The organism is Streptomyces sp. NPDC001348, from assembly GCF_053597535.1.
In genome coordinates this window covers 68,264-79,871 of record NZ_JBSFIK010000043.1, presented here as the reverse complement: position 1 = coordinate 79,871, position 11,608 = coordinate 68,264, and the positions used below count along the sequence as shown (strand labels likewise).

At 70.8% G+C, this 11,608-nt stretch carries 12 protein-coding genes; 5 read left to right on the top strand and 7 right to left on the bottom strand.

Annotated features, from left to right (window positions below; all coding sequences use genetic code 11):
* Together ACWC21_RS33545 and ACWC21_RS33540 are read right to left on the bottom strand one after the other, a co-directional pair.
* Window positions 1-653: DedA family protein (locus ACWC21_RS33545; RefSeq protein WP_450887403.1), on the bottom strand; the 653-nt coding region annotated here is incomplete at its 3' end.
* A 191-nt stretch (window positions 654-844) separates the two neighbouring features.
* On the bottom strand, window positions 845-1,606 hold the full coding sequence (locus ACWC21_RS33540) for a MerR family transcriptional regulator (RefSeq protein ID WP_450887401.1): 762 nt from the start codon (window positions 1,604-1,606) through the stop codon (window positions 845-847).
* A gap of 115 nt (window positions 1,607-1,721) precedes the next feature.
* Here ACWC21_RS33540 and ACWC21_RS33535 point away from each other — a divergent pair, with 115 nt between their 5' ends.
* Window positions 1,722-3,008, top strand: coding sequence for an ion channel protein (locus ACWC21_RS33535; protein WP_450887399.1), 1,287 nt, complete (start codon window positions 1,722-1,724; stop codon window positions 3,006-3,008).
* A 31-nt stretch (window positions 3,009-3,039) separates the two neighbouring features.
* A complete protein-coding gene (locus tag ACWC21_RS33530) occupies window positions 3,040-4,452 on the top strand; it encodes a glutamate decarboxylase (protein WP_450887397.1) in 1,413 nt (470 codons plus the stop codon).
* Here ACWC21_RS33530 and ACWC21_RS33525 read toward each other — a convergent pair.
* From ACWC21_RS33525 to ACWC21_RS33515, 3 genes are all read right to left on the bottom strand, one after another.
* A complete protein-coding gene (locus tag ACWC21_RS33525) occupies window positions 4,446-4,994 on the bottom strand; it encodes a DinB family protein (protein WP_450887395.1) in 549 nt (182 codons plus the stop codon). The two genes, ACWC21_RS33530 and ACWC21_RS33525, sit on opposite strands and share 7 nt — an antisense overlap.
* A gap of 104 nt (window positions 4,995-5,098) precedes the next feature.
* The gene (locus tag ACWC21_RS33520) at window positions 5,099-6,559 is read right to left on the bottom strand and encodes an aldehyde dehydrogenase family protein (RefSeq protein ID WP_450887393.1); all 1,461 of its coding nucleotides are present in this window, start codon (window positions 6,557-6,559) and stop codon (window positions 5,099-5,101) included.
* Window positions 6,560-6,716: 157 nt separating this feature from the next.
* Window positions 6,717-7,541, bottom strand: a complete 825-nt coding sequence (locus ACWC21_RS33515; RefSeq protein WP_388793227.1) for a helix-turn-helix domain-containing protein — start codon at window positions 7,539-7,541, stop codon at window positions 6,717-6,719.
* 333 nt (window positions 7,542-7,874) lie between these two features.
* Between ACWC21_RS33515 and ACWC21_RS33510 the strand changes: the two genes are divergently transcribed.
* The gene (locus ACWC21_RS33510) at window positions 7,875-8,372 is read left to right on the top strand and encodes an ATP-binding protein (protein ID WP_450887391.1); all 498 of its coding nucleotides are present in this window, start codon (window positions 7,875-7,877) and stop codon (window positions 8,370-8,372) included.
* A gap of 116 nt (window positions 8,373-8,488) precedes the next feature.
* Here the strand turns inward: ACWC21_RS33510 and ACWC21_RS33505 are convergent, their stop codons facing one another.
* A complete protein-coding gene (locus tag ACWC21_RS33505; RefSeq protein WP_399412895.1) occupies window positions 8,489-8,758 on the bottom strand; it encodes a DUF397 domain-containing protein in 270 nt (89 codons plus the stop codon).
* A gap of 473 nt (window positions 8,759-9,231) precedes the next feature.
* Here ACWC21_RS33505 and ACWC21_RS33500 point away from each other — a divergent pair, with 473 nt between their 5' ends.
* A complete protein-coding gene (locus ACWC21_RS33500) occupies window positions 9,232-9,759 on the top strand; it encodes a hypothetical protein (RefSeq protein ID WP_450887389.1) in 528 nt (175 codons plus the stop codon).
* 76 nt (window positions 9,760-9,835) lie between these two features.
* Window positions 9,836-10,351 (top strand): DUF4232 domain-containing protein, encoded by a 516-nt coding sequence (locus ACWC21_RS33495; RefSeq protein ID WP_450887387.1) that lies wholly within the window; start codon window positions 9,836-9,838, stop codon window positions 10,349-10,351.
* A gap of 49 nt (window positions 10,352-10,400) precedes the next feature.
* Here ACWC21_RS33495 and ACWC21_RS33490 read toward each other — a convergent pair whose 3' ends face one another.
* On the bottom strand, window positions 10,401-11,507 hold the full coding sequence (locus tag ACWC21_RS33490; RefSeq protein ID WP_450887385.1) for a DUF2786 domain-containing protein: 1,107 nt from the start codon (window positions 11,505-11,507) through the stop codon (window positions 10,401-10,403).
* Between the last annotated feature and the right edge of the window lie 101 nt (window positions 11,508-11,608).

The window sequence follows — 11,608 nt, the reverse complement described above, 5'->3', positions numbered from 1 at the left end:
TGCTGCCGGGCCGGCTCGGCGGGCGGGGCGTTCCCGGCCTTGGAGCGGGCCCGGAGGAACTCGATGGCGATCGGGATCACCGAGACGAGCACGATCAGGATGAGGATCAGCTCGATGTGCTTGTTGACGAAGCCGACGTTGCCCAGCCAGGAGCCGAGCAGGGTCACGCCCGCGCCCCACAGGACGCCGCCGACGACGTTGAAGGCCAGGAACGAGCGGTAGCGCATGCCGCTGACGCCGGCGATGATCGGCGTGAAGGTGCGCACGATGGGCACGAAGCGGGCCAGGACCAGGGACTTCGGGCCGTACTTCTCGAAGAACTCGTGCGCCTTGGTGACGTTCTCCTGCTTGAACAGGCGTGAGTCGGGCCGGTTGAAGAGGGACGGGCCGACCTTCTTGCCGAACATGTAGCCCGCCTGGTCGCCGAGGACCGCGGCGAGGCAGATCAGGGCGATCGCCCCCCACAGGGGGAAGTCCAGGTCGCCGGACGTGATCAGCAGCCCGCAGGTGAACAGCAGCGAGTCACCCGGCAGGAAAAAGCCGATGAGCAGGCCCGACTCGGCGAAGACGATGAGGAGCAGGCCCCAGATGCTGTACGTGTCGAGCAGATAGTTGGGGTCCAGCCAGCTCGGGCCGAGGGCGAGTGTCATCACGGGTCCGGGCTCCTGTGGGGGGTGAAGGCGATCGCGGCGTACTTGTGCGGACGCACAAAAGTATCAACGTGATGTGTCCGCCCCAGGTTCCACCGGTGCCCCCAGGATGCACTGTGCGCCCGCCGGCACAGACCTGTGGCCGCCGGCGGGCGGCGGCTGTCCCGGCCCGGGAGGGTGCCCGGGCCGGGAGGTCACCCGGCGCGGCGGGCGGCGTTCGCCAGGATGGCCTCCCTGAGGTGCTCGGCCAGGCCCGGCCGCATGGAGTCGTAGTACGCCTTGAACCGCTCGTCGGAGACGTACATCTCCCCGAAGCACCGGTGCATGTCGTAGGGGCACTCGTGGTACCACGTGCCGACGTGCCGGCGGTGTTCCTCGGCGAGGTCCATGGCGCGCTCGCCCGTCGGCGGCTCTCCGGCGGCCATCAGGGCGACGTAGCGCTCCTGCCAGGCGTCCACCTCGGCTTTGATGCGCTTCCAGTCGTCCTTGGTGTAGCGGGCGGCGCGGCGCTGCGACTCGGCCCACTCCGGGGTGTCGCCCCAGCGCTGTTCCGCCTCGTCCGCGTACTTGTCGGGGTCCTCGTCCCCGAACACCTCGAACCTCTCCTCGGGCGTGAGATTGATCCCCATCTTGCGTGCCTCCATGGCGTGCTCCACGGCCGCGGCCATCTTGCGCAGCTTCTCGATCCGGGCGTTCAGCAGTTCGTGCTGGCGGCGCAGGTGCGCGCGCGGGTCCGCGTCGGGATCGTCGAGCAGGACCGCGACCTCGTCGAGCGGGAAGCCGAGCTCCCGGTAGAACAGGATCTGCTGCAGCCGGTCGAGGTCGGCGTCGCCGTAGCGACGGTGGCCCGCGTGGCTGCGCTCGCCCGGGGTGAGCAGGCCGATGTCGTCGTAGTGGTGCAGGGTGCGCACCGTGACTCCGGCGAAGCCGGCGACCTGTCCCACGGAGTAGCTCACTTCGTCCGCTCCCTTCTTCGGTACGCCCTCCACGCTGAGCCATCACGCCACGTGAGGTGCAAGCCCCGGGGCCGTTCAAGATGTTCCGTCCCCTTTGCCCACTTATGGTGGGCGCGTGGCCCAGGACACCGCGCAGCAGGCGACCGCCGCACCGGCGACACCGGCGCGCGCCCTGCTGCCCCTGATCCTGCCCGCGGTCCTGGTCGGCGTCGGCGCCAGTCTGCTCTACCTGCTGGTGAGCGGTCTGGCCGAGCGGCTGCAGGGGGTGCTGTGGGGGACGTTGCCCGACGCGCTGGGCATCGGCCGCTACTCCGTGCTGTGGATGATGGTCATGCTCACCGCGACCGGGATCGCCGTGGGACTGATCGTGTGGAAGGCCCCGGGACACGCCGGCCCCGATCCGGCCACCCTCGGACTCAACGCCCCGGTGCTGCCCCCCGTGGTGCTGCCCGGCCTGCTGCTGGCGACCGCGCTGATGCTGGCGGGCGGTCCCAGCCTCGGTCCCGAGAACCCCATCATCGCGACGAACGTGGCGCTCGCCTTCTGGCTCGGCCACAGACTGGTCCCCCGGGCGCCGGGGGCACTGTGGCCGGTGCTGGCGGAGGCGGCGACGATCGGCGCCCTGTTCGGCACGCCCGTGGCGGCGGCGCTGGTCCTGTCCGAGGCGCTGGCCGGGCGGCGGCTGAAGGGCGCCCTGTGGGACAACCTCTTCGCGCCGCTGGCCGCGGGGGCCGTGGGCGCCATGACGACCACCCTGCTGGCCCACCCCACCTTCGACCTCGGCCTGCCCCCGGTCGGCCACCACCCCGGCTGGGGCGACCTGGCGGCCGCGCTCGTCGTCGCCTGCCTGGCCGCCGTGTTCGGCATGTGCGCGGTGTACGCCTTCCCGTACGTCCACAGCGCCTTCCGACGACTGCGGCACCCGATGCTGGCGCTGCCCGCCGGCGGATTCGTCCTCGGTCTGCTGGGGGCGCTGGGCGGTCATCTGACACTCTTCAAGGGGCTGACGGAGGTGGCGACGCTGGCCCGGAACCCCGACGGCTGGACGGCGGGGCAGTTCGCGACGATGGCGGTGGTCAAGCTGGCCGCGCTGCTGGTCGCCGCGTCCTGCGGATTCCGCGGCGGACGGATCTTCCCGTCCGTCTTCATCGGTGCCGCCTTCGGACTCACCGCCCACGCCCTCGTCCCTGGTGTACAACCGGCGGTGGGTGTGGCGGCGGGCGTGCTGGGCGTCCTGCTGGCCGTCACCCGCCAGGGCTGGATCAGCCTGTTCACGGCCGGGGTCCTCGTGGCCTCGCCGACGATCTTCGCCCTGCTGTGCATCGCCTCGCTGCCGGCCTGGCTGCTGGTGACGGGGCGCCCCCAGATGCAGTTGCGCGCCGACGGGACCTCCGTCCGCTGATCCTCTCGACACCCTCCAGGGAGACACCTCCATGGCACTGCACAAAGGCCCCGGGAAGCCCGACGAGCGGCCCATGTCCGTCAACCCCTTCTTCGGGGACGCGAACCCGGTCGTCGAGATGACCGAGGCGCCGCCCAAGAACCGGCTCCCGGACGGACCGCTGCCGCCCACCACGGCGGCGCAGATCGTGCACGACGAGCTGATGCTGGACGGCAACGCCCGGCTGAACCTGGCCACCTTCGTCACCACCTGGATGGAGCCGCAGGCCGGGGCGCTGATGGCCGAGTGCCGGGACAAGAACATGATCGACAAGGACGAGTACCCGCGCACCGCCGAGCTGGAGCGGCGCTGCGTGGCGATGCTCGCCGACCTGTGGCACGCGCCGGACCCGTCGGCCGCCGTGGGATGTTCGACGACCGGCTCCAGCGAGGCGTGCATGCTGGCCGGGATGGCGCTCAAGCGGCGCTGGATCCGGCGCAACGCCGACCGCTACCCGTCGGCGGACGCCCGCCCGAACCTGGTCATGGGCGTCAACGTCCAGGTCTGCTGGGAGAAGTTCTGCAACTTCTGGGAGGTGGAGGCCCGCCTGGTGCCCATGGAGGGCGACCGGTTCCACCTCGACCCGCAGGCGGCGGCCGAGCTGTGCGACGAGAACACCATCGGGGTCGTCGGCATCCTCGGCTCCACCTTCGACGGGTCCTACGAGCCGATCGCCGACCTGTGCGCGGCCCTGGACGACCTCCAGGCGCGGACCGGCCTCGACGTCCCGGTGCACGTGGACGGCGCGTCCGGCGCCATGGTCGCGCCCTTCCTGGACGAGGACCTGGTGTGGGACTTCCGCCTCCCGCGCGTGGCCTCCATCAACACCTCCGGGCACAAGTACGGGCTCGTCTATCCCGGCGTCGGCTGGGCGCTGTGGCGGGACAAGGAGGCCCTCCCCGACGAGCTCGTGTTCCACGTCAACTACCTGGGCGGGGACATGCCAACGTTCGCCCTCAACTTCTCCCGGCCGGGCGCCCAGGTCGTGGCCCAGTACTACACGTTCCTGCGGCTGGGCCGGGACGGCTTCCGGGCGGTGCAGCAGGCCACGCGTGACGTCGCGCGCGGCCTGGCCGACCGGATCGAGGCGCTGGGCGACTTCCGGCTGCTGACCCGGGGCGACGAACTGCCCGTCTTCGCCTTCACCACCGCCGAGGACATCACGGCGTACGACGTCTTCGACGTCTCCCGGCGCCTGCGGGAGAACGGCTGGCTGGTGCCCGCCTACACCTTCCCGCCCAACCGGGAGGACCTGGCCGTCCTGCGGGTGGTGTGCCGCAACGGCTTCTCCGCCGACCTCGCCGAGATGTTCACGGAGGACCTGCGCCGCCTGCTGCCCGACCTGCGCCGGCAGTCACACCCGGCGACGAAGGACCGGCAGGCGGCCACCGGGTTCCATCACTGACCGTCGGCGGCCTTCTCCAGGGCGACCAGCTCGAACGCCGTCTTCCCGTCCAGCGACTCCCGGATGATGTCGGCGTGGCCGGCGTGCCGGGCGGTCTCCCGGATCAGGTGCAGGCAGAGCCAGCGCAGCGAGACGGCCTCGTCCGGCGGGAACCAGGGGTCGTTGGGCAGCGGGAAGGTGTCGTCGAGGCTCGGGGCGGAACGGACGAACTCCTCGGTCTCGGCGGCGACCTGCTCCCAGTACGCCAGCTGGGAGGCGAGGGTCTCGCCCTCGGCCAGCCGGAAGCACTCGTGCCAGTTCGACTCGTCCCGCTTGACCGCCGGCGGCTCGCCCTTGGCCCGGGCCACCCAGCCCTGCTCGACCTCGGCGACGTGCTTGACCAGCCCGGCCAGGGACAGCTCGCTCGCGCTGGGCCGGCTCGCCGCCTGTTCCTCGGTGAGCCCCAGCACGGCCCGCCGGATGCCGCCGCGCTGCTCCGCGAGGAAGGAGAGCAGCGCTCCCCGCTCGTCGCCCTGCGCCTCGGCTCGTACGTGACTGACCATGACCGGCCGCCTTTCGTCGGTTGGCTGCTGCTGCCTGACAACGACGACGTTACGGACCCTTGCGGTCAGGTTCTGTCCGCGATCCCCGGGCACCCCGGGCTTCCCTAGAACGGGAAGGTGCTCCGCCCGTACTGCACCGAGATCCACTTCAGCGTGGTGAACGCGTCCAGCGTCGTCTCGCCGTTCAGCCGGCCGATCCCGGAGTGCTTCTCGCCGCCGAAGGGGACCAGGGGCTCGTCGTGGATCGTGCCGTCGTTCACATGGAACATGCCGGTGTCGATCCGCTTCGCGAAGGAGACGCCCCGCTCGACGTCCGCGGTGTGGACGGCACCGCTGAGGCCGTACGGGGTGTCGTTGACGATGCGGACCGCCTCGTCCTCGCCGTCGAAGGGGACGAGCAGGGCGACCGGGCCGAAGATCTCCTTGTGCAGCAGGGAGGAGTCGGTGGGCACGTCCGTCAGGACGGACGGCTCCACCAGGTTGTCGGTCGCCGATCCGCGCACCAGGAGCGTCGCGCCCTCCGCAACGGCCTGCTCGATCGCGGCCGAGATGGTGTTCGCCTGCAGGGAGTTGATGACCGGGCCGATGACCGTCTGCGGGTCGCTCGGGTCTCCGGTCTTGAGCGTTCTCACCTTGGCGACGAACTTCTCGGTGAACTCGTCCGCCACCGAGCGGTCCACCAGGACGCGGTTCGCGGCCATGCAGACCTGCCCCTGGTCGGCGTACCGGCTGAAGACGGCGGCGTCCACCGCGTAGTCGATGTCGGCGTCGTCCAGCACCACCAGCGCGCTGTTGCCGCCCAGTTCGAGGACCGTGCGCTTGAGCTGCGCGGCGCAAGTGGTGGCGATGTGCCGGCCGACCTTGTCGGAGCCGGTGAAGGAGATCAGCCTGGGGACCGGGTGCTCGATGAAGGCGTCGCCTATCTCGGCTATGTCGGTGAGCACCACGTTCAGCAGGCCGGGCGGCAGGCCCGCGTCCTCGAAGAGCTTGGCGAGCAGCGTGCCGCCGCAGACCGGGGTGTCCTGGTGCGGCTTGAGGACGACGGCGTTGCCGAGCGCGAGGGCGGAGGCGACCGGCTTGACCGACAGCAGGAACGGGAAGTTGAAGGGGCTGATGACGCCCACCACGCCGACCGGGACTCGGTAGAGGCGGTTCTCCTTGCCGTCGATCGGCGAGGGCAGGATCCGGCCCTCGCAGCGCAGTGCCAGTTGCGCGGACTCACGCAGGAACTCCTTGGCCAGGTGCAGTTCCAGCTGGGCCTTCATACGTGTGCCGCCGAGCTCCGCGATGATCATCTCGGTGATCTGGTCCTCGCGCTCCTCCACGAGGCGCAGGACCCGCTCGAAGAAGACGCGGCGGGTGTACGGATTGGTCTCGGCCCATTCCCGCTGCGCCCTGGCGGCCGCCCGGTAGGCCTCGTCGACCTCGTCGGCGGTGGCTATGGTGATCGAGGCCAGCTTCTCACCGTCGTACGGGTTGAAGTCGATGATGTCCCAGGATCCGGTGCCCGGGCGCCACTCACCGTCTATGTACTGCTGAGCCAGGTCGGTGAAGCAGGACGACATGTGATCCCTCGATCCCTTGCTGCCGAAGCGGTCGAGACAGGCACCCGATCAACTTCACGGTCCGATGAGACTGATCACACGTCATCGTACTTGTGTTTACTGCGAGTTGGGCGTCACCTGGGGATACCACCGCGTGCGATGCCGAGGTAGCGGTGCGTCAGGACAGCTGCAGCAGTCCCCGCAGCAGGTCCCGGCTCTCGTCGGGTCCGGGGCTGTCCTGCTGGAGTTCCTTGAGGACCTGCTCGTACTGGGCGACGTCCTCGCGCTTGTCCAGGTAGAGCGCGCTGGTCAGCTGCTCCAGGTAGACCACGTCCGACAGGTCGGACTCGGGGAAGCTGAGGATGGTGAAGGCCCCGCTCTCGCCGGAGTGGCCGCCGAAGCTGAACGGCATGACCTGCAGCCGGACGTTGGGACGCTCGGAGATCTCGATCAGGTGCTGGAGCTGCCCGCGCATCACCTCGCGGTCGCCGTACGGGCGGCGCAGGGCGGCCTCGTCGAGGACCACGTGGAGGTCGGGGGCGTTCTCGGCCACCAGGTACTTCTGCCGCTCCAGGCGCAGCGCCACACGCCGCTCGACATCTGCCGTGCTCGCGCCCTTCATACCGCGCCGCACGACCGCGCGCGCGTACTCCTCCGTCTGCAACAGGCCGTGCACGAACTGCACCTCGTACGCCCGGATCAGCGAGGCCGCGCCCTCCAGACCCACATAGGTGGGGAACCAGCTCGGCAGCACGTCGGAGTAGCTGTGCCACCACCCTGCCACGTTGGCCTCCTTGGCGAGGGAGAGCAGGGAGTCGCGCTCGGCCTCGTCGGTGATGCCGTACAGCGTCAGCAGGTCTTCCACGTCCCTCGTCTTGAAGCTCACCCGGCCCAGCTCCATCCGGCTGATCTTCGACTCGGAGGCGCGGATCGAGTAACCCGCCGCCTCGCGCGTGATCCCCCGCGATTCACGCAGTCGCCTGAGTTGTGATCCGAGCAGCATGCGCCGCACCACCGATCCCGGCTCTCCCGCGCTCACGTTCGCCAGCCTCCCCAACCGTCTTCAGGGGCCGCAGTCTGCCACTAAAACACTTCGAGCAGTACTCGTCCGGTTACGGAAACGGAAAGACGCCCACGATTTCACACAGCCACCTGCGAGGAAAAGGTGTCCGACGTGCATCGGGTTGGCGGAAAAAATGACCAACAAGTGGTACGGGGCCGCCCAATTCGGTCTCGTGCACGTGCATCTGCCCTTGCATCTGTTGTGCGCATCCGAAACCATGGTCCCGCGCCACCGCTGCATCGCAACGACCGCGAATTCCCGGGAGTGCCTCGCATGGGGACGAATGGATCGACCATGCTCGAGCCGTTACGGCAGGGCCTTCCGCCGCTGGATCCGGACGCCGTGTCCAACGCCGCCTCCTGTGCCCTGCCCGCCCGCTACGACGCGGTCCGCGAGGCCCGCCGGTTCACCCGCCGGACCCTCGACCAGTGGACCACGGGCGACCGCTTCGACGACATATGCCTGGTCGTCTCCGAACTCGTCACCAACGCCCTGCGGCACGCGCTGCCGGACGACGCCGGGCGGTGCCCGGACGGGACCGCGTCGGTGCGGCTCCATCTGATGCGGTGCACCGGGCGGCTGGTGTGCGCGGTGCGCGACCCCAGCCATGACACCCCGGTCGCACGCGATTCGGACGACTGCTCGGCGGAGTCGGGCCGTGGCCTGTTCCTGGTCGACTCCTTCAGCGACGGCTGGGGCTGGCACCCGCTGGCCGGCAGCCTCGGCGGCAAGGTGGTCTGGGCGCTGTTCCGGCTGCAGCCGGACGACTGACGCGACGCGGCACCGTCCGACGCCGCGTTTCTACGCGCGTCCACGGACGCTCCGTCGCCTTCGTCCCGGCTTGCCCCCCTGGCCCGTCCCTTCCGTCCGCCCGTGACCCAGCCGGGTCAGCCGACTATCAGGTGGTCGAACTCGCCGTCCTTGACGCCCAGCAGCATCGCCTCGATCTCCGCTCGCGTGTAGACGAGCGCGGGACCGTCCGGGAAGCGCGAGTTGCGCACCGCCACGTCCCCACCCGGCAGCCGGGCGAACTCCACGCACGAACCCTGCGAGTTGCTGTGCCTGCTCTTCTGCCAGGCCACGCCGTCCAGCTGCGTGGCAGCCATGCCGTTGTACACGTCGTACCCCCCGTACACGCCGTCAACGTCGCGGTCCACAGGTCGCTCCCCGGTGGTGCACTTTGGCTGTTGTGGCCAGAGATGCGGTGGTCAACTGGTCCGGATCATAACCCCCCTCACGTGCAGATGCATGAGCAGATGCACGTGCACGCGGGGTGTTCCTCCGGTTACAGCCTTGACGAGAGCTTTACCGACCAGTCACCGAAGCTGTCGCAGCATGTGCCCCACCACTCCCAGGACATACGAATGCCGGCCCCCGTTGATGATCTTCCTCGCCGTCGGCCGCGCCGGGTCGTCAGGATGGAATGCTTCTTGCACTAAGAACAGACGCGTGGCGGGCCCTTACTGTTCCAGTCTTCACACAACGGCCAGGTCCACGGGACCGGCCGCACCGGCTCACACCGGCAATACGTACCGGGCGCCCGGAAGACCGCCGGGCTCGGGCTGGTAGCTTGCTGCGGTCCCAGCGGCCAACCGGCGGCCGTTTCCGCCTACAAGCTCGGGAGCCAGCAGTGACTTCGCCGAATACGAGGGTGACCCCGGCGGCGCGCACGAGGGTGCGGGTCGCGGCCGCGACCGCGGGGCTGGCGGGCGCGCTCGCGCTCACCGCCTGCGGCGGCGGTTCCGGCGGCGCCTCGACGAGCCCGAGCCCGGCCCGCTCCTCGGCCGGAGCCTCCACCGCGGAAACCGGCGGCGGTACGGGCGGGGTCACGGGCGCGTCCGGCGGCCTGCAGGGCAGCTGGCTCGCCACGCACGACGGCAAGGCCGTGGCCCTGGTGGTCACCGGCAAGAAGGCGGCGCTCTTCGTGACCGGCGGCACCGTGTGCAGCGGGACCGCCGGTGCGGAGGCCGGGATGCAGATGCTCCACCTGACCTGCGCCGACGGCGGCAAGGAGCGGGAGACCGGGATGGTCGACCCGGCCGGCGGGAACTCCATGACGATCACCTGGTCGGGCAAGCTCGGCAAGGAGACGTACACCAGGGCCGAGGGCGGCAAGCTCCCCCCGGGTCTCGCCACCCCGAGCGTCGGCACGCCTTAGGGGGGCGCGCGGCGGGTTCGCGCGCGCAGGCACGATGATGCTGGGGACCGTCACGACCTCGACAGGGACACCACTCATGCGCGCCATTCCGCTCACCGTCACCGCCCTCGCCGCCGCACTCGTCCTGACCGCCTGCAACAGCGGCGGCGACAGCGGCGACAAGGGCAAGTCCAGCTCCGCCTGCGGGATCGGCGGTGTCTCCGTACAAGTGGGTTCCGCGAGCCTGGCACCGGCCGCCGGTGACACGGGCGAGATCCCCGTCAGCATCACCAACCAGAGCGCGCCCTGCACGCTGGAGCACTTTCCCGGCGCCACCCTCGAAGGGGGCGGCACCACGGTGGCCCTCTCCGCGCAGCAGGGCGCGAAGCCGCAGAAGCTGAAGCTCGCCAAGGGCGACTCCGCGTCCTTCACCATCAGCTATGTGCGGGGCGCGGCGGGCGGCAGGAACAGCCTCGCGGCCAAGACCCTCAAGGTCACGCTGCCCGGCGGTACCGACAGCCAGAGCTTCCCCTGGAAGTACGGTCCCGTCGCCGGGAAGAACAAGCCGGGCGACCAGGCCTTCGTGAGCGCCTTCCAGCAGGTGGGCGACTGACACCGGGCGACCGGGCCAGGCGACCGGGGCCGGGCCGTCGCGAGCGGCCCTAGTCGAGTCCCGGCCGGGCCCTGACACGGGCCCGGTCCGCCGCCCGGGCACCTTCCGTCCAGCCCGCCTCGTCGCTCACCCCGCGCAGCCGGGTCGTGGTGGTCCGCGGGAAGAGGGCCTCCAGACGGCCGGCCACGGCTGTCTCGCGGGTGGCCAGCACCGGGAGCAGGTCCCGGGTGACCTGGGTCTCGGCGGCGGCCGCGAGGCGCTCGCCGACGCGGTGGGCGTAGGAGGCGAGGAAGGACTGCCGGAAGGTCTTCGTCCGTTTCCGGCCGCCGGCGCGCTGGGTCGCTTCGGCCTTCGTCATCGCGTGCGTGGCCTGCACGAGCAGCGAGGTGTAGAGCAGTTCGACCGCCTCCAGGTCGGGCTCGAAGCCGACGACCGTGGAGAAGCCGAGCGGTTCGTTCCACACCGCCCGGCAGTGGTTGGCGGTGGCGACCGCGTCGAGCAGGACCGCCTTGGCCTGTTCGTACGGCGGCTCGACTCCGATCCGGCAGGCACCGGGCGCGTCCGCCGAGGGGGCCCCGGCCGCGAGCAGCGCCTCGTCGATGCTGTGCCGGGCCATCAGCTCCTGCGCCTTGGCGCTCAGCGCCTCCGCCTCCTCCGGGAACCCGGTCGCCTCCGCCTTGGCGAGCAGCGCGCGTATCCGGGTGAGCATGCGGGACGCCGGCCGCTGCGGCTCCTGCCGGGGCTCCTCCAGGGATTCCAGGGCGGGCAGCCGCAGCAGCAGGCGGTACAGCTCGAGGACGGCGGTGGCGTGCGCGAAGCGGTCGGTCCCGCGCGCCGGTCCGTCCGGGAGGGCGTCGAGCTGCGCGGCCCAGCGCCGGCCGCGCGGCCGGTCCCGCGGCGCCTGTGCGCGGATCAGCTCCGCCGCCAGGGACACGTGTACGTCGTCCAGTTCGCGCCGCACCAGCCGTACCACGTCGCCGGGCTGCCAGCCGCGCCGCCAGGCCGCCTCGACGAACTCCTCCCCGCGCCGCGCCACCGCGGCGTCCGCCCCGGGATCGGCGGCGAGGAGGGAGGCACCCGTGTCCAGCCCGGCCTCGGAATCGTCGTACAGGGCGGCCCGGAAGGCTCGCTCGACGGCGCTGGTTTCGCTGCTCACCCGTCGATCGTGCCATGGGCCGCCGACAGCGGGCGGCGCTCGTCCACAGCCTGTGGACAACGTACGGCCGTGCCGGGCCGCGCCGGGAAGGCCTCGGCGGC

What these genes read in the sequence shown, in the direction of transcription:
- ACWC21_RS33525 (WP_450887395.1), bottom strand. Translation starts at nt 4,994, where the DNA reads ATGGTCAGTCACGTACGAGCCGAGGCGCAGGGCGACGAGCGGGGAGCG.
- ACWC21_RS33520 (WP_450887393.1), bottom strand. Translation starts at nt 6,559, where the DNA reads ATGTCGTCCTGCTTCACCGACCTGGCTCAGCAGTACATAGACGGTGAG.
- ACWC21_RS33495 (WP_450887387.1), top strand. Translation starts at nt 9,836, where the DNA reads ATGCGCGCCATTCCGCTCACCGTCACCGCCCTCGCCGCCGCACTCGTC.
- ACWC21_RS33530 (WP_450887397.1), top strand. Translation starts at nt 3,040, where the DNA reads ATGGCACTGCACAAAGGCCCCGGGAAGCCCGACGAGCGGCCCATGTCC.
- ACWC21_RS33510 (WP_450887391.1), top strand. Translation starts at nt 7,875, where the DNA reads ATGGGGACGAATGGATCGACCATGCTCGAGCCGTTACGGCAGGGCCTT.
- ACWC21_RS33515 (WP_388793227.1), bottom strand. Translation starts at nt 7,541, where the DNA reads ATGCTGCTCGGATCACAACTCAGGCGACTGCGTGAATCGCGGGGGATC.